The organism is Maridesulfovibrio zosterae DSM 11974 (genome assembly GCF_000425265.1).
Lineage (GTDB): Bacteria > Desulfobacterota > Desulfovibrionia > Desulfovibrionales > Desulfovibrionaceae > Maridesulfovibrio > Maridesulfovibrio zosterae.
The window spans coordinates 927,193-943,955 of the sequence record NZ_KE384342.1; the positions used below are offsets into that span (position 1 = coordinate 927,193).

Consider the following 16,763-nt stretch of genomic DNA (forward strand, 5'->3'; position numbering starts at 1 on the left):
TTTCTGTGAAAACGGAAAAAATCATGATGCTTGAATCAAATATCAACGTCAAAATATGAATTATCCCCTGCCCGTCTATAGGTAAAACATTTATCTGTAGATATTCCTAATTTTTCATGAATACCTTCAAGCCACTTTGTTCTGCCTAATGCATGGGCCGGTACAAAAACCTGCGGGTTAACCGTTTGGACAAACTCCGGGCCTCCTGCAAGATTATCAAGACGTCTGTCAACATTTGAAAACGTAATATGCACATTCTTCGAAGCTATCACACTGACAGCTTCTCTAAAGAAATTACGGGTAAAATTACGCTCAGCACTGCTCGCCGTATTCCAGTCCCAGCTAGCTAAATCGCCGCCATTGTATACTTTCAGCCCCTCTTCAGTCGTGAACAAAAAAGCAACACCAAGATCGTTGGACATAAGAGTTTCGATTTGAAGGCCAGCATATTTGTACACCGTATCAGGTTCAACAATGAAAGAATTGCTGCTTTTTATATTCGGATACATTTCTTCAATATCGTCAGATATTATTGCATTAAGCGATTTGGCACTGCTGCAAAGTTCTGCATAATCAGGCGCAAAATGATCTAAATGACTATGGCTGAAAAACGCAATTACATTGCGTCCGGCAATTGTCTTCTGTAAAGCCTCAACAGCTTTTGTCGGCCTGAATCTTTCTGCGGGAATATCAAAGACATAACAGGTATTCCCGGCATCAAGAACAAAACAATTATGAAAAATATGAGTAATACAGACTCTCATAAATTTATTGAGCCTGTTTTTCTTCAAGATATTTTCTGCTTACCGGAAAATATATATGTGACCATGAATTCAAATGTCCGGCAAGGAACTCAGCATCAGGTCCTGAGCCGCAAAAAAGGTCAACACGGGTCCCTTTAATTGCTCCACCACGATCCTGTGCCATTACAATCTTGGCCATAGGTTCTTTTGTGTCAGCATCAGCAACAGGCAGACGGGTTGTAAGCATAGCCAGAGCGCCACTTGGCAGAACTTTTGTATCGGTGGCAATACTTGCCATAGGAGTAAGCGGAGCAGCCATTGAACCGAAAGGACCGTCATCATCCAGTCTGAAAAAAACATAGCTTGGATTTGTGCTTAACAACTCTTCCACCAACTGAGGATTCTGTGACAGAAATTCTCTAATCTTCTGCATACTCATACCTTCTTTAGGAAGAAGTCCCCGCTGAATAAGGATTTTACCTAAAGAAACGTATTTCAACCCATTCTTACCAGCATAGAGAATATGCTTTACACTACCATCTGGCAAAATAAGCCGACCTGATCCTTGAATCTGAAGAATAAACACATCGACCAAATCCTTAACCCAGGCAACTTCAAGCCCGCGCCCCTGAAGCGCACCTTTGAAATCAATCTCATCACGATCATAATAGGGAACAATAGTGTCACCATCTACACGAAAAAGTAACTTCTGACCTTTCCAGCGATGATGAAAATCCCCAAGATCAATCTTCTTTAAATCAGCAGGAACACTGTAAAGCGGATAAGGAAAACGAGGATCAGGGGTTAAAGATGCCTCCAGATAAGGTTCATAGTAACCAGTCAATAAAGTGCGGGGAGACAAAGCATACCACACGAAATTTTCTTCCAACAGCTCAGGTTCTGTATCAAGTTTTGGCAGGATATTTAGAAAGTCTTCATTTGTACGCCGCAGCATATCCCATGTAATTTCAAATTTTCCATACTTTGCAGCAATCCCATTCTCTGATTTTCGAGACAGATATTTAATGTTGTGCATGATGCCTTTTTCAAGATCCATCCACGAAAAGTCCGGTCCAGCCTGAGTATATAAACGATTTATGAGTCCCTGAACCTCAGGAGAATCTATCTTATAATATCCGGTTGCAGGACTGATTTGAGGGCTATCACTTATTAGTGAACAACTGGAAAGAAACAAAGAAAGAAAAAGCAAAATTACAATAAAATAATTACTTAACGTACTATTTCTATATAACATTTATACAGGCTCCGAATATGATATATTATTCTTACTGGGTAGAATTTTTTTTAAAACTGACATATTAAAAAGTACATAGTATTATATTATTGCCCGCTATCATAATGAAATATATTTTACTCAAATCATAAAACAGCAGAGACTATCTATGCGCATCCTCATCATAGCACTAAGCATGATCACAATATTCCTATCAGCAACCGAGAGTTTTGCCTCCAGATGGGATCTGGTACTTTTGACCACTTCAGGTCTTAACGGTCAATTAATGCCCGACAAGGATGAAAATAACAAAAGCAATGCAGGCATGGTACGGACTTTCGGAGGATTTGCAAGAATTCAGTCAGTATTTAAATCATATAGAAACAAATTTCCAAACAAAACAATTACTGTCGCAACAGGCGATGATCTCATGGGAGAATCCCTGACCAACGAACAGGGAAAAACTGTATTCGGTACAATGAACATGATGGGCTTTGATGTCTCTACCCTTGGTAATCATGAGTTTGACCGAGGCTCTAAATTTCTGGTCAAATGTCTTGAAATAAAAGAATTCCCTACCGTTGTAAGCAATCTTGAAATAACACCAAGCAGCAGGCTCCATAAATTTATCAAGAAGGATCTGATTATTAAAAAAAATTTCCTGAAAGTAGGCTTTCTGGGGATGATTCTGCCACAATTAAATATGATATCAAATCCCGGTACTGGAATTTCTGTAACCCCTGATTTAATTAAGACAGCTCGTGACGCAGCTATAAAATTGAAACATAGCGGCAAGGTTGATATCATCGTTTTACTTAGCCATCTAAGTATTGAAGACCAAAAAAAAATACTCGAATCTGTTCCAGAAATTGACATCATATGCGGAGGACAAAGCCACGTAGATACTCTCCCGGGACAGGAAGTCATTGCCAGAGATTCTCAAACCGCGGGACTGATGGTTCAATGCGGAAGCCATGGGCGATTTGTCGGCGTACTAAAATTAAAAATAGTCGAAGGTATGATAGATAAACACGAATGGACAATGATTCCAATTGCCGACCAAACTGAAGCTGATAAAAAAATAGAAACATATATCAACTCACATGCAGTAAAATCAGAAATCTCTAAGCCCCTTGCAACAACCCCGATAATTCTGGATTCCAGAGCAAGCTTTATACGTACACAGGAAGCCCCTGTAGGAAAACTAATAAGTTCAATAATGCGTGACAAGTTTAAAACCGACATTGCATTTCAAAATAGTGGAGGGATACGCGGCAATAAAATAATAGCTAAAGGGGCTATCAGCGGAAAAGATATAACAACCATGTTTCCCTTCGGCAATACAATCACAATTTTAAAAGTAAAAGGTTCAACGATTAAGCAAATACTTGAAAGATCGGTTCATAAGCTCCCAGATCCTTTAGGAACTTTTTTACAGACAACAGGTCTTAGATATGTGCTCGATTTAAATGGGACTGCTCAGGAATTGGAAATTAACAGTATAGGGAAAGCAATACGAATTAAGAGACCAGGAAACCGCATTTCAAAGATTGAAATAATGGGCAAGGATGGTTCCTTTTACCCACTGAAACCTGAACATAAATATTCAATAACCACCAACTCCTTCCTTGCCAAAGGCGGTGACGGTTATTTGATGCTTGGCAAAGTCGCAGGCAAAGTTGAAACATTTATTAAAGTACGGGACGTAATTAAATTTGGATTAATGGACATGAAAACTGTAAAAATTGATTTGAGTCCTTCTATTTTACAAAAAAGCGGGCAGCCATTTTTCAAAAACTAACGTCATTATATACGCTAAAAAAAATCAGGCTTAAATATCTATTTAAGCCTGATTTCTAAAAAATTTATTGATCACTTTACTTTTTATCTTCCAAAACATCTTTAAATTCTTGTCCGTATATATGCAGCATAACCATTAAAAAGCTCAAAATAAGAGGGCCATAAAGTATACCGATAGGCCCGAAAGAACTCAGCCCGCCCAAAATAGCCAAAAAAACATATACAGTTGAAACTCTTGCTGACTCCCTCACAATTATAGGACGAAGCACGGTATCAATACCAGTAACCAGAATACCACACCATAGCAGAAGAAAAACAGCCAGTTTCATCTTACCAACTATAAGTAAGTAAATAATAGCCGGTATCCAGATAATTCCAGTTCCAAGAACAGGAATCAGAGATGTGAAGCCCATCATGGTTCCCCAGAATATTGCAGGAATACCTGCAATAGCCAAACCTATTCCACCAACAATGCCCTGTAATACCGCAATAAAGAAACTTCCGAAAAGAACTGATTTAGAAACTTTACGTAAACTTGAAATTATAAATTCTTCCTGCTCAACTTTTAGAGGCGAAAGAGCACTTATTTTCGCAAAAAAATGATCACCGTCTTTAAGAAAAGTAAAAACAAGAAAAATCATAATAAAAAAATGAGCAACCATACTCGCCATGTTTCCGGCAAGCCATGTTCCAGATGTAAGCATAGACTGTCCAAATGTCCGAGATATTTCCAAAATTTTGGTTTGTATATCACGGGAATTAACCTCAATAAACGGAAAATGCTCTTCAAACCACTTAATATAGGAATTGTAATGCTCAGTATTGAGCAATGTAGAGAAATCAGTGCTTCGTATCCAATCATTAATGGCAGATACAGAATGGATTCCCTGCCCGATAAGTCCTAAGAAAAAAACAACCGCAGGAATAATTATAGCAAAAACAATAATACAAACAGTCAAAGAGGCTGCCAGACCCCTGCGATTTCCTAAGCGGTTGCTGATTTTACTGGTCAAAGGATAAAAAATGACAGTCAGCACCATAGAAAAAATTATAGTGTTCAGAAAAGGCTTGGCAACTGAATATCCTAACGCAACAGCTGCGATGAATAATAGAACCAGAAAAAGTGTATAAATTTTTGGAGACTTGATAATCTCATTATCTGGAGGAGTCATATACCGATCCGTTAATCGTGTTGATATAAATTGGAGTTATTTTTTTCAGATAATGAGCACTGGCACAATTAAAATCAGGATGATCTGAAAATATAATCAGCCATTGCTGTTAATGTATTATCCGCTTCACTTCTTAAACTTGAGACTAAAACTTCAACTTTGGAGATATTTTCATTTTTTAGATATCTTTCTATCTCATCGGCCAGGGAACTTATTTTATACGCACCAACATCAAGAGCAAGCCCTCTTAAAAGTATAATTTCATTATGTAACCCGTTCAAATCACATTTATTGGCATATGACTCTACTTCTCGAATATGCTTGGGAACAAGTTCAATAAAATGAACATAAATATCACGAACAAGGGAATCATTGCCATCCATCCGGGCAATAGTACCACGAAAGTCCAGACAAGAAGACCCATCAAAGACTTCAACATGATTATCTTTAATTATATTCTTGCGGTTATCCCCTTTCATAACAGCCACCATTGCCTCCATAAGGCTAGATGAACTAAATGGTTTTGAGAGATACCCATTCATTCCCACTTCAAGACACCGCTCCCTATCGCCTTTCATGGCATGCGCTGTAAGAGCCAATATAGGAGTAGATGGATCGATGTTCTCAATATGTCCGGAACGGATCAAACGAGTTGCCTCAAGCCCGTCCATCACCGGCATCTGAACATCCATAATAACCAGATCACAAGGTCTTTCCTGTATGGCATCAATAGCATCTCTACCATTTTCTACCATTTCAAGTTCACAATTTGCATTTTCCAGAAAAGCAGAAACCACCCTGCGTGTGATAATATTATCATCAGCAAGAATTACCCGTTTCATATTCTTAAAGACCCGACACTCATGAACAAGAAGACCGTTATCATCCGCATTCTCGCGCTGAACCTGCTTGAAAACGGCTGTAAACATAAAGCTACTGCCATTTGCCGGAATTGTTTCAAGCCACATAGACCCTTTAAGCATGTTAACAAGACTATAAGAAATTGTCAGTCCAAGACCTATCCCGCCATGCTTTCGGGTCATATAATCTTCAAGCTGTGTGAAACTTTCAAAAATACAATCTGCTTTATCACGTGAAATACCAAGACCGGTATCGCTGACGATAAAAAGAAGTCTGGTACAACCTTCAGGGTATGGATCAGATTCAAAATCATCCAGCATTACCTCAACTATAATTCCACCCTCATCTGTATATTTTATAGCATTACTGACCAGGTTATTGAGAACTTGCGTAAGTCTGCCGGAATCGCCCTGCAATTCACTGGAAATATCTGGATGAACACAGCATTCAAGATGTAAACCTTTCTTTATAGCCAGCGTGTTATGAGTACTCATAACCATACCAATTATCTGACGTACATTAAAACGACCTTCTCTTAACTCAAGAATACGGCGCTCAATTTTAGAATAGTCAAGCAGGTCATTTAAAACACGCAGCAATGAATTGGCTGAACCTTTAATCAGTTCAACGTACTCCAGTTGTTCAGTATTAAGTTCGGTACCAAGCAATATTTCGCTAAGCCCCAGAATTCCGTTCATAGGAGTTCGAAGTTCATGGCTTATAGTTGCAAGAAAAGAACTTTTCGCTTCGTTAGCAGCTTCTGCATCATGTACAGCCTGCCTGAATTCCTGCTCCATACCGTGTTTATATAGAGCGATTTCAATAGCAGAGCGCAAATCACGCTCTTCAAAAGGCTTTAAAAGATAACCGAAAGGTCCGGATAATTTTGCTCTGTTAAGAGTCTGATCGTCTGAGTAGGCTGTAAGAAATATGACTGGTATATCATAAGATTTGATAATAAAATTTGCAGCTTCAACCCCGTCCATTTTACCACGGAGTTTAATATCCATGAGAACCAGATCAGGTTTTAACTCAGCTGCTTTTTCAATGGCTTCAGCACCGGATACAGCATCACCTACTATCGTATAGCCAAGACGCCTGAGAGTCGCTTGAATATCTAGATTTACAATCAGCTCATCATCAACGACCAGTATCCGCTTCCCTTCCATCAACAACTCCACATTACTATAAAATTAAATTTGATGTTTCGATGATATAATAGATATTCCAAGAAAAGCAAAGATCTTCTGAGAGTTAGAAATAAAAAAGCCGGATCTGAAAAGCAGAACCGGCTGAAGCTGACACATTATAATTTACAGAATCTGATCCAGAAACTGTTTTAATCTGGGATGTTCAGTATTATCAAAAAACTCGCTGGGAGGAGCATTCGCAATCATCCGACCATCTTCCATAAACACTATCCTATCTGCAACTTCACGGGCGAATCCCATTTCATGGGTTACAACTACCATAGTCATACCTTCACGGGCAAGATTCTTCATAACATCAAGAACCTCGCCAATCATTTCAGGATCAAGTGCAGACGTAGGTTCATCAAAAAGCATTATCTTAGGATTCATAGCCAAAGCACGGGCAATAGCGACCCTCTGCTGCTGTCCGCCGGAAAGCTTTGATGGATATACATTGGCTTTTTCACGGATACCTACTTTTTTAAGCAGATCAACAGCAATAGCTCTTGCATCTTCTTTTTCGAGTCCTTTAAGCCTGATCGGAGCCATAGTCAGGTTTTCCAGAACTGTCTTATGCGGAAAAAGGTTAAACGACTGGAACACCATACCAAGCTCCTGCCTGATACAGTTAATATCATTATCTTTATCATGAACATCGAGACCATCAACGATAATCGAGCCTTTGTTGATCTCTTCCAGACGGTTGATAGAACGCAGCAGTGTACTTTTACCTGAACCGGAAGGGCCAATGATTACAACTTTTTCACCTTGCTTAATATCAAGAGAAACATCACTGAGCGCAGCCAGATCACCAAAGAATTTATATACATTCTTTATTTCAATAATAGGATTAGCGGTCATAGTGGTTCAACCTCGCTTCCATGTGACTTACACCTTTTGACAATATCAATGTAATCAGAAGATACAATAAGGCGATCATTGTATATGTTTCAAAATACTGAAAACTTTCTGCAGCAAACTCGCGTCCACGCCTTAAAATATCGGCAACAGCAAGAATGGAAACCAGAGAAGAATCTTTCAGCAACGCAATAAATTCGTTTCCAACAGGTGGCAGAATGGTTCTCCAGGCCTGAGGCAAAATAACAAGAAACATTGTCTCTCTTTTGCTAAAACCAAGAGATCTGGCAGCTTCAGTCTGACCTTCGTCAATGGATTCAATACCAGCACGGAACACTTCGCCCATATATGCTCCATAACATACACTCATAGCAAGAATTGCCGAAAGCATATCCTGAACCTGTAACACCCTTCCCATTGCGTAATAAATATAAAAGAGCTGTACTAAAAGTGGAATACCCCTAACCACCTCAACATACGTAGAGGCAATGAGGTTAATAAATTTATTACTCGATATTCTTCCAAGTCCTGTAAAAAGACCGATTATCAATGCTCCGATAATTGAGCAGATTGTAACCTCAAAAGTTACTATAATTCCATCAGGAACAAAAAGGAGAATATTCCTGTATGGATCTGGTTTGCTTATTACCAGATATGCAATCATCCCGATAGCACCTATAAAAGAAACCCACCACGCATTAAACATACTGGGATCCTGGCTATCAGGAATACTGGCTCCATCCGTTACTTCAATTTTAACTTTTTTTTCGCTCATATTTATTTTTACCCGACCTGCAGAAAAAAGCCGGGATCATGTCGACCCCGGCTCATGTTTATACTCAAGCCTTAAGTTTTAGCAGTTTAGTTACTGCCGAACCATTTAGCTTTAATTTTATCATAAGTGCCGTCAGCTCTAACAGCTGCAAGCCCTTTATCTATAAGGCTGAGAATTTCTGTATTGCCTTTTCTCACTGCTACGCCAAGATATTCAGCTTTATCACTTTTTACAGTAAAGGCAATTTTAAGTCTTTTAGCATAGTCTGCTTGCTGTAAAGCAAAGTCAGCTGCAATAGGATCATCACAAACAACAGCTGAAATACGACCATTATAGAGGTCTTCCATTGCAAGGCCGATTTCATCATATGATTTAGGTGTAACACCTTCTACTGTTTTAATCGCAAAATATCCTGTAGTACCGATCTGAGCACCAATATTTTTACCCTTAAAATCATCTAAGGTCTTAGCATTAGAATCTTTGTTGGTGACTACAGACTGCTGTACTTCAAAATATGGAGCCGAAAAATCCATTACTTTTTTACGTTTTTCGTTAATTGTAACGGAGGAGCAGATAGCATCATATTTTCCGGCGGCAAGTCCGGCAAAAATGCCATCCCAGGCAACGTTTTTAATTTTCACATCATAACCGGCCGCTGTAGCACAGGCTTTCATAAGATCAACTGAAAAACCAACAATCTGCTTATCCTTGTTTACAAACTCCATTGGTGGCCAGGTGCAGTCAGAAGCGATTGTAACGACAGGAGCTTTACTACCTGCCATAGCCGGGAAAGCAGTAAAAATAGTCAGCATCAGAGCGACGATGATCTTCTTCAACATAAATATTCCTCCAAAAAAATTGTTAAAACACCCTTAAATAACGCAGATAAAAATTATATAAATTGCGCATTCTGTCAATATAGGTTTACTGACACGAACTAACTTTATAGTATTCTTAGCGTTGTAAAAAAATGATATCTTGAATTTTATTCTTAAAAAGGTTAGTTTTCCAGATTATTTTTTCTAAGGGGCATTACTCATGAAAAAGAAAGTCAAAGAAGAAAGACAGGAAGCTGTAGAGGTGATCTGTCCTAAATGTCGAGAGACCCGTATTGTTTACTTCCCAAAAGAATCAATGCCGATCTGCTCTCTATGTAAAATAGAAATGATTGTTAAAGAAGTTCTGACTGAAGGTAAGTACGGTTAAATCGAAAACCTTATTGATGTACTTTGACTTACTTTAAGACAATAATTTTAAGGAGAAAGCTATGAAAAAAATTTGCATGATGCTGATGGCTTTAGTGCTCTGCTTTGCTATGAGTGCTAATGCTTCTGACATTGATCTCGCCAAAAAATCTACTCTCAACTCTATACTGAAAAGTGGAGAACTGCGTTGTGGTATCGCTTCCGGTTACATCCCTTTTCAGATGACTGACAAAAAAGGCCGCATCGTTGGTTTTGAAATTGACCTTGCCCGTGAAATGGCAAAAGCAATGGGAGTTAAATTTGTTCCGGTCAATATGGAATTTGACGGAATTATCCCTGCACTGCTTACCAATAAAATTGACGTTATCACAGCAGGCATGACAGTAAACCAGCAGCGCAACCTGCAGATTAACTTTGCAGAACCTTTCATGGTTGTCGGACAGACTGCACTGGTTAACAAAAAACTCGAAGGTAAAATCAAATCTTACAAAGATCTGAACAGCCCAGAATACACCATTGTTTCCAAACTTGGAACAACAGGTGAACAGGCTGCAAAACGTTTTCTACCTAAAGCAAAATATAAATCTTTTGACCTTGAAACAGATGCTGCACTTGAAGTTCTTAACGGAAAGGCATCAGCTCTTATTTACGACCTTCCTTTCAATGCAATCTTCATGGCTGAACAGGGTAATGGAAAACTCTTTTTCCTTGACAAACCATTTACATTTGAACCTCTTGGCTGGGGTGTACGTAAAGGTGATCCTGACTTCCTTAACTTCCTTAATAACTTCCTGCATCAGATCAAAAATGACGGACGCTACCAGAAGCTGTACAATAAATGGTTTGAAAGTACTGCATGGCGCAAAAGCATCCAGTAACAACTTTATTGCTTGAAATTATTCCGGGGGCGGATTTTCCGCCCCTTTAATTTTTTCAACGAATGTTAAAATTATAAAATCGGCTTAAATATTATGAGTGAAACATCACTAAGGGCTCCCGGCAAAGGCCGCAGCTACGAAATTTTCTGGAAAACGGTATTTTATATAGGCCTATTTGCAACTATTTTAGGGCTATATTGGGCAACACAGCAAGTTGACTATGTCTGGCGCTGGAAACAGATCCCAAACTATTTTTATTACGAAGAAGAAATAGATATAACATCTATGATTGAAGGCTCTGTATCTTCAATTGCTGAAAATGGTAAGACAGCAATAATCCTCGTAAAAGGCGAAGGAACAGACTCCGAACAATACGAAGTGCCTGTATCCGGGGTACGTGTCTATGAAGGTGATACCGTTTTCGCAGGTGACACTCTCGGCATTAAAAAAGAGTGGGAAATGGGTGTCATCCTTGAAGGACTTCTAGTCACGCTCAAGGTCAGCGCCATAGCAATAATTTTCGGCATCGGATTAGGCCTTTTTACAGGACTAGCCAGGATTTCACAAAACCCGGCACTAAGGCTTTCAGCCATTACTTATATAGAACTGATTCGCGGAACTCCGCTGCTTGTACAAATGTTTATCTGGTACTTCGTTCTTGGAACGCTAATAAACAATCTGCTGGACAAATATGCTATCCCCCAGATTCCACCTTTGTGGTTCGGAGTTGCATCCCTTGCTATTTTCGCTGGAGCTTATGTTGCGGAAATAGTTCGCGCCGGGATTCAATCGGTTCACAAAGGACAGATGGAAGCAGCTCGTTCACTTGGTATGTCAAAATATCATGCAATGAAGCAGATCATCCTTCCGCAGGCGTTCAGAAGAATTCTGCCACCACTTGCAGGTCAGTTTATCAGCATGATTAAAGATTCATCACTACTTGGAGTTATTGCAATCAGAGAACTGACCAAAGCAACACGCGAAGCAGTCTCTACAAGCCTGCAGCCATTTGAGTTCTGGTTTCTTTGTGCGCTACTCTACTTAGTCCTTACTTTTGCTTTCTCAATGTTTGTTCAATATCTTGAGAAAAGAATGGTGCAAAGATAATGATAGAAGTAAAAAATATATACAAAACTTTTTATGTACCTCACGAAGTACAAGCTTTGTCTGATGTTTCACACACAGTCAAAAAGGGTGAAGTTGTTGTTGTCGTTGGTCCTTCAGGGTCAGGAAAATCTACTTTCCTGCGCTGCCTGAACAGGCTTGAATACGCTGATTCAGGTCATATATATATTGATGGGGTTGATATCCTTTCCCCCAAGACTAATATCAATAAGATCAGGGAAGAAGTAGGAATGGTTTTCCAGTCTTTTAATCTCTTCCCTCATAAGACAGTACTTGAAAATCTGACAGTAGCTCAGACTGTAGTGCGTAAAAGGTCTAAAAAAGAGGCTGGCGAAATAGCCATGCAGCTACTTAAAAAAGTAGGAATTCATGACAAAGCAGGAGTGTACCCCACTCAGCTTTCTGGCGGTCAGCAGCAGCGTGTAGCTATTGCAAGATCGCTTGCAATGGAGCCTAAGGTTCTGCTGTTTGATGAGCCGACTTCAGCTCTCGACCCAGAAATGGTCGGTGAAGTTCTTGATGTAATGAAGACTGTAGCAAAAGAAGGCATGACCATGGTGGTTGTAACTCACGAAATGGGATTTGCCCGTGAAGTAGCTGACGAAGTTCTTTTTATGGACAGAGGGATGATTCTGGAAAAAGGAACCCCGGAGCATTTCTTCACCAACCCAGATTCAGACAGAACCAAACTCTTCCTCAGTCAGATTCTATAAAAAACAAAAAGGACCGCCAAGTTAGTACATGGCGGTCCTTTTTTAAAATATAAATACAGAGAGAGAATAAGACTAAACCTCTGTATCTTTTTTATCCCTGACATTCTTCATTGTAAGCCCACCAATACATCCAACCAGCATACCAAGCAATAAAGCCCGCTGAAAATCCATAAAAAACCATCCCGCAATGGCTCCTACAGAACCTCCTACAAGAATCCCGCGAGCCATACATTCCAGCAGTCTTTCGAAATTTTTATCTACCTTCTTCTCACTCATTTCACACCTTCTTGCCCTGAATCAATTTTTCCAGCTGTTCAGACTGTCCATCAGAGATATTTAAAAATTCAACTCCGATACCGGGAATATTTGAAGTCTTTCCCCACACCACAACTCTTTTCACCTCGGCCTTGATTGGAGTTTTATCTGTAAGTTCTTTGAAAATTGCCCATACAGGATCTTTTTCTTTCCATATTGCTACAGAATAAAAAAATGCCCCTTCTGATGAAAAATTAATAGTTATACTTTTTTCAACAGCCCCTGCAGGAGAATGAAGGTTTCGATTCAAAAGGACATTCAAAACATTTGTCCCACGCCGAGTTCCGCGCAAAGAGCGCGGGATAAATTTATAACAATTGTTCAGCAAAAATTCTTCTAGAGAATTTCCATACCCGGAATACTTTCCAGTCGGGATACAGCGTACTCCGTTAGAAGAAGTATAGCTGACTCTAAGCACAGGAAAATTATCAATCAAAAGATTAATTTCAGATTTATCTACAGCCTTTAAGCGCAACAAAGTAGGAACATCCAGTAAGAAACCGTGATACCTTACTTTGCCATAATTCTCATACACTTCATAAATAGAACTGACAACATCTACATGAACACCAAAGCTTTTGATAGCTTTCAGATACACTTCTCTGCTTTCCCCTGCAGCGGCAATCAGAATAACATTTATATTTTCCACGCAGCAACACTCCAACCTTAAATCAGTACTTGGCTATTGGTTCATATCTATATATACTGATAAAATAAAAAAAAGGCATTATTATTAGAACTCTCAATGTTTAATTTTTATTAAACATCAAAAGTATGTGATGTTTCTTAAATAATACTGCAATCAGACCGTTTTGCAAGAATAAGTCAGAAACCATACTGCAAATGGAAAAGTTAATGGAAGAGTCAACTAAAATACTGACTATTGATGATGATGAAAGTGTTAGAATTTCCATAGCGCACTATTTAGAAGATAGTGGGTATGAAGTACTTCAGGCAAGTAATGGCTCTGAAGGACTGAATATATTTAGAAAAGAAGAACCGGAAGTAGTCCTCCTTGACCTGCGTATGCCGGAAATGGATGGTCTGGCTGTATTGAAAACACTTGGACAGGAAGCTCCGCAAACCCCGGTAATTGTTGTTTCCGGAACAGGTTCATTTGAAGATGTTATAGCAACCGTCAGGCTGGGATCGTGGGATTATATTCCAAAACCGATTACCGACTTAAGTGATCTTGAAAATGCCGTTGAACGCACCAGAACACGTGCCAGGCGTCTTGTTGAGAACGAACGCTATAAAGAAGAGCTCGAAAAGAAAATCAGTGAGCGAACTGACGAACTAGAGCGTATGAACAAAATTCTTTCCGAAGAAATCACTGCCCGCAAAAATTCTGAAAAGCTGGTCCGAGCATCACTTGCCGAAAAAGAAGTTATGCTTAAAGAAATTCATCATCGTGTTAAAAATAATTTGCAAGTAATTTCAAGTCTTTTGAGTCTGCAAAGCGGTTATACCGAAGACATTGAAGCGAGTAATTTACTACGTGAGTGCCAGCACAGAGTCAGGTCTATGTCCATGCTGCACGAAAAGCTATACCGCTCTGAAGACCTTACACGCATTGATATGAATGAATATGCACTGACTCTTATCGATTTCCTGCTACGCTCTTACTCAGTAGATGGTAAAATAGAACCCAATGTTGATATTCAGGATATTCATCTCAGCATTGACTCTGCAATTCCGTGCGGGCTTATCATCAATGAACTGGTCTCAAATTCCTTGCGCCATGCATACCCTGGCGGCGAGAATGGTGTTTTAAGAATTTCAATGCGTAAAATCTCCGGCAAAATCAAACTCGATGTTTCAGATGACGGTATAGGTATTCCTGATGCATATACTATAGGAAGCACAAAAACCCTTGGCATGACTCTTGTTGATACTCTTGCGCAGCAGCTTAATGGGGAGTTTAAATTTTTTAATAGCAATGGTGCTACGTTTGAAATAATTTTTCCGTGCGAAACACATACTTGCTAGAATTTAAAAGGAGGTGTAGCTTCCTACACGTGATCCTTTTAGTAGAACCACATCATAATAAGGAAGAAAAATGGAAATTAGCTTTAAACAGATTGATGAAATAACCGTCGTAAAAATTAACTCTCAGGAACTGAACCATGTAGTCAGCCATGAATTCCAGCGCCAGCTTACTCCTCTTTTTGATGAGAAAAAATTTAATGTTGCTCTAGATATGGGCAGTATAGATTTCATGGACAGCATGGGAATTGGGACCCTAATCACCCTGCGAAATAAACTTATGAAAGAAAAAGGCTGTATTGCCATGTTCAACATAAGCGATCGGGTAAAGAAAATAATCGATATCGCGGCCCTGCATAAAGTTTTTGATCTGTACGACACAGAAAATGACGCAATTGAAGGCCTTAAAAGTCAAATGCTGGCCTAATTTTTTTGCTAAAACCGGGCAGGCACTATTGCTTAGCCCGGTTTTTTATTTTCCTGCCTAGTATCAAACCTACCCAGAACAATGACAAAACCGCAATCACTATTATCCGTTGCCACTTCTACAATTAAAGATGCTATCCGTATCAGCCTTGACCTATTCAAAATCATGGTTCCAGTTATAATTATTGTTAAAATTCTACAAGAACTGAATCTGATAGGTTATCTTGCCGCCCCTCTTGCGCCATTCATGAAACTGGTAGGACTACCGGGAGAGATGGGCCTTGTATGGGCAACGGCTCTGATCAACAATATATACAGTGGACTGATCGTTTTTTTAAGCCTTGTTCAAGATCAACCTCTGACTGCGGCGCAAGCAACAATACTTGGAACAATGATGCTGGTTGCTCACGCTCTACCGGTTGAACTGCGTGTTGTGCAAAGCTCCGGGCCTAAATTAATTTTTCAGCTTATCACCCGCTTTGCAGGGGCATTTATTTTCGGCCTGCTACTTCATTTGATCTATGACAATTTTAATCTTTTACAAAGCCCAGCCAATATTATTTTGACACCTGAGAATGCTGCTGTAGATAAAACAATCTTACAGTGGGCATTTGGTGAGATTAAAAATTTAATCTCAATTTTCGGGATTATTTTATCACTACTAGCTGTAATGAGAATTCTGGCAAAGCTCAGGATTCTTGCAGCAATGGACTTCCTGCTACGCCCGCTACTGACCTTAATGGGCATTGGCTCTAAAGCCTCAGCTCTAACCGTAGTAGGACTGACTATGGGGCTCTCCTACGGCGGTGGTATGATCATTCATGAAACTAAATCAGGTCGTATTGATAAGAAAGACGTATTCTACTCACTTACACTCATGAGTCTTTGCCATAGTTTAATTGAAGACACTCTACTCCTCACCATGATAGGCGGACACATTTCCGGCCTTTTCTGGGGACGTTTGATTTTTTCAATTATTACAGTAGCAGCCATTGTGCAAATAACAAAAATTATACCGGAGTCATTCTCCGATAAATATTTATGGGGACTTCCCAAAAATCTTGTTACTGAAAGAGGATAAAAAAATGATCGTAACGACTGTAAATACTGAAAATGCTCCTGCGGCAATTGGCCCCTATTCACAGGCAACAATTTACAACGGACAGGCTTTCGTAAGCGGTCAGCTAGGCTTATCTCCTGCAACAGGAGAGTTTATTGCAGATGACGTTGAGGCTCAGACCCGTCAGGCTCTCGAAAATTTAAAAGCAATACTTACAGCATGTGGTTCATGCCTTAATAAAGTAATATCGGTTGATGTTTTCCTCACCAACATGGACGATTTTGCTAAGGTTAATGCAATATATGCTGAATTTTTCTCCAAACATAAACCAGCCAGAGCTGCAATTGAAGTAAGTGCCTTGCCTAAAGGCGGACTTGTTGAAATTAAATGCATTGCTGCAATTTCTTAGACATATTTAAAAA

18 protein-coding genes are annotated in these 16,763 nt (G+C 39.4%); 9 read left to right on the forward strand and 9 right to left on the reverse strand.

The genetic code is table 11. The features are described from left to right. Window positions 1-35: 35 nt before the first annotated feature. Entirely contained in the window at window positions 36-791 is a 756-nt protein-coding gene (locus H589_RS0115875; RefSeq protein WP_245577170.1) for an MBL fold metallo-hydrolase, read from the reverse strand. Beyond that, window positions 769-1,998, reverse strand: coding sequence for a murein transglycosylase A (gene mltA, locus H589_RS0115880; RefSeq protein ID WP_027722936.1), 1,230 nt, complete (start codon window positions 1,996-1,998; stop codon window positions 769-771). Before mltA ends, H589_RS0115875 begins: the two co-directional genes overlap by 23 nt. Before the next feature lie 148 nt (window positions 1,999-2,146). On the opposite strand from mltA, the gene H589_RS0115885 reads away from it, so the two are divergent. Next, window positions 2,147-3,778, forward strand: coding sequence for a bifunctional metallophosphatase/5'-nucleotidase (locus H589_RS0115885; RefSeq protein WP_027722937.1), 1,632 nt, complete (start codon window positions 2,147-2,149; stop codon window positions 3,776-3,778). A 76-nt stretch (window positions 3,779-3,854) separates the two neighbouring features. On the opposite strand, the gene H589_RS0115890 is transcribed toward H589_RS0115885, so the two are convergent. The 5 genes from H589_RS0115890 to H589_RS0115910 all read right to left on the reverse strand — a co-directional run bounded on the left by H589_RS0115890 (window position 3,855) and on the right by H589_RS0115910 (window position 9,472). Beyond that, window positions 3,855-4,949: an AI-2E family transporter gene (locus tag H589_RS0115890; protein ID WP_027722938.1), complete on the reverse strand. Its 1,095-nt coding sequence runs from the start codon at window positions 4,947-4,949 to the stop codon at window positions 3,855-3,857. A 74-nt stretch (window positions 4,950-5,023) separates the two neighbouring features. Continuing rightward, window positions 5,024-6,979 carry a hybrid sensor histidine kinase/response regulator gene (locus H589_RS0115895; protein WP_027722939.1) on the reverse strand — a complete coding sequence of 652 codons (1,956 nt, stop codon included), beginning with the start codon at window positions 6,977-6,979 and terminating at the stop codon, window positions 5,024-5,026. A gap of 144 nt (window positions 6,980-7,123) precedes the next feature. Further along, a complete protein-coding gene (locus H589_RS0115900) occupies window positions 7,124-7,861 on the reverse strand; it encodes an amino acid ABC transporter ATP-binding protein (RefSeq protein WP_027722940.1) in 738 nt (245 codons plus the stop codon). After that, window positions 7,851-8,633 carry an amino acid ABC transporter permease gene (locus H589_RS0115905; RefSeq protein ID WP_027722941.1) on the reverse strand — a complete coding sequence of 261 codons (783 nt, stop codon included), beginning with the start codon at window positions 8,631-8,633 and terminating at the stop codon, window positions 7,851-7,853. The genes H589_RS0115900 and H589_RS0115905 overlap by 11 nt, the downstream gene beginning before the upstream one ends. Window positions 8,634-8,719: 86 nt before the next feature. Further along, entirely contained in the window at window positions 8,720-9,472 is a 753-nt protein-coding gene (locus H589_RS0115910) for a basic amino acid ABC transporter substrate-binding protein (RefSeq protein WP_027722942.1), read from the reverse strand. Window positions 9,473-9,671: 199 nt separating this feature from the next. On the opposite strand from H589_RS0115910, the gene H589_RS20965 reads away from it, so the two are divergent. From H589_RS20965 to H589_RS0115930, 4 genes are all read left to right on the forward strand, one after another. After that, a complete protein-coding gene (locus tag H589_RS20965; RefSeq protein WP_169433128.1) occupies window positions 9,672-9,839 on the forward strand; it encodes a hypothetical protein in 168 nt (55 codons plus the stop codon). A gap of 61 nt (window positions 9,840-9,900) precedes the next feature. Then, window positions 9,901-10,716, forward strand: coding sequence for a transporter substrate-binding domain-containing protein (locus H589_RS0115920; RefSeq protein WP_027722943.1), 816 nt, complete (start codon window positions 9,901-9,903; stop codon window positions 10,714-10,716). Window positions 10,717-10,809: 93 nt separating this feature from the next. Then, window positions 10,810-11,823, forward strand: a complete 1,014-nt coding sequence (locus tag H589_RS0115925) for an amino acid ABC transporter permease (RefSeq protein WP_027722944.1) — start codon at window positions 10,810-10,812, stop codon at window positions 11,821-11,823. Beyond that, entirely contained in the window at window positions 11,823-12,554 is a 732-nt protein-coding gene (locus tag H589_RS0115930) for an amino acid ABC transporter ATP-binding protein (protein WP_027722945.1), read from the forward strand. The genes H589_RS0115925 and H589_RS0115930 overlap by 1 nt, the downstream gene beginning before the upstream one ends. Before the next feature lie 72 nt (window positions 12,555-12,626). Here H589_RS0115930 and H589_RS0115935 read toward each other — a convergent pair whose 3' ends face one another. Together H589_RS0115935 and H589_RS0115940 are read right to left on the reverse strand one after the other, a co-directional pair. Beyond that, the gene (locus H589_RS0115935) at window positions 12,627-12,830 is read right to left on the reverse strand and encodes a hypothetical protein (RefSeq protein WP_027722946.1); all 204 of its coding nucleotides are present in this window, start codon (window positions 12,828-12,830) and stop codon (window positions 12,627-12,629) included. 1 nt (window position 12,831) lies between these two features. After that, a complete protein-coding gene (locus tag H589_RS0115940) occupies window positions 12,832-13,518 on the reverse strand; it encodes a PilZ domain-containing protein (RefSeq protein WP_027722947.1) in 687 nt (228 codons plus the stop codon). Between the two features lie 206 nt (window positions 13,519-13,724). Here H589_RS0115940 and H589_RS0115945 point away from each other — a divergent pair, with 206 nt between their 5' ends. The 4 genes from H589_RS0115945 (at window position 13,725) to H589_RS0115960 (ending at window position 16,750) form a co-directional block, all read left to right on the forward strand. Then, entirely contained in the window at window positions 13,725-14,858 is a 1,134-nt protein-coding gene (locus H589_RS0115945; protein WP_051249777.1) for a sensor histidine kinase, read from the forward strand. 70 nt (window positions 14,859-14,928) lie between these two features. Then, window positions 14,929-15,282, forward strand: a complete 354-nt coding sequence (locus tag H589_RS0115950; protein WP_027722949.1) for an STAS domain-containing protein — start codon at window positions 14,929-14,931, stop codon at window positions 15,280-15,282. A gap of 81 nt (window positions 15,283-15,363) precedes the next feature. Then, window positions 15,364-16,362, forward strand: a complete 999-nt coding sequence (locus H589_RS0115955; protein WP_027722950.1) for a nucleoside recognition domain-containing protein — start codon at window positions 15,364-15,366, stop codon at window positions 16,360-16,362. Window positions 16,363-16,366: 4 nt separating this feature from the next. Then, window positions 16,367-16,750: a Rid family detoxifying hydrolase gene (locus tag H589_RS0115960; RefSeq protein WP_027722951.1), complete on the forward strand. Its 384-nt coding sequence runs from the start codon at window positions 16,367-16,369 to the stop codon at window positions 16,748-16,750. Window positions 16,751-16,763: the final 13 nt, after the last annotated feature.

Bases quoted from the DNA above. Each gene is read 5' to 3' on its own strand.
- H589_RS0115910 (WP_027722942.1), bottom strand. From the start codon at position 9,472: ATGTTGAAGAAGATCATCGTCGCTCTGATGCTGACTATTTTTACTGCT.
- H589_RS0115955 (WP_027722950.1), top strand. From the start codon at position 15,364: ATGACAAAACCGCAATCACTATTATCCGTTGCCACTTCTACAATTAAA.
- H589_RS0115935 (WP_027722946.1), bottom strand. From the start codon at position 12,830: ATGAGTGAGAAGAAGGTAGATAAAAATTTCGAAAGACTGCTGGAATGT.
- H589_RS0115930 (WP_027722945.1), top strand. From the start codon at position 11,823: ATGATAGAAGTAAAAAATATATACAAAACTTTTTATGTACCTCACGAA.
- H589_RS0115895 (WP_027722939.1), bottom strand. From the start codon at position 6,979: ATGGAAGGGAAGCGGATACTGGTCGTTGATGATGAGCTGATTGTAAAT.
- H589_RS0115925 (WP_027722944.1), top strand. From the start codon at position 10,810: ATGAGTGAAACATCACTAAGGGCTCCCGGCAAAGGCCGCAGCTACGAA.
- H589_RS0115945 (WP_051249777.1), top strand. From the start codon at position 13,725: ATGGAAGAGTCAACTAAAATACTGACTATTGATGATGATGAAAGTGTT.
- H589_RS0115905 (WP_027722941.1), bottom strand. From the start codon at position 8,633: ATGAGCGAAAAAAAAGTTAAAATTGAAGTAACGGATGGAGCCAGTATT.
- H589_RS20965 (WP_169433128.1), top strand. From the start codon at position 9,672: ATGAAAAAGAAAGTCAAAGAAGAAAGACAGGAAGCTGTAGAGGTGATC.
- H589_RS0115900 (WP_027722940.1), bottom strand. From the start codon at position 7,861: ATGACCGCTAATCCTATTATTGAAATAAAGAATGTATATAAATTCTTT.
- H589_RS0115920 (WP_027722943.1), top strand. From the start codon at position 9,901: ATGAAAAAAATTTGCATGATGCTGATGGCTTTAGTGCTCTGCTTTGCT.
- H589_RS0115885 (WP_027722937.1), top strand. From the start codon at position 2,147: ATGCGCATCCTCATCATAGCACTAAGCATGATCACAATATTCCTATCA.
- H589_RS0115960 (WP_027722951.1), top strand. From the start codon at position 16,367: ATGATCGTAACGACTGTAAATACTGAAAATGCTCCTGCGGCAATTGGC.
- H589_RS0115890 (WP_027722938.1), bottom strand. From the start codon at position 4,949: ATGACTCCTCCAGATAATGAGATTATCAAGTCTCCAAAAATTTATACA.
- mltA (WP_027722936.1), bottom strand. From the start codon at position 1,998: ATGTTATATAGAAATAGTACGTTAAGTAATTATTTTATTGTAATTTTG.
- H589_RS0115950 (WP_027722949.1), top strand. From the start codon at position 14,929: ATGGAAATTAGCTTTAAACAGATTGATGAAATAACCGTCGTAAAAATT.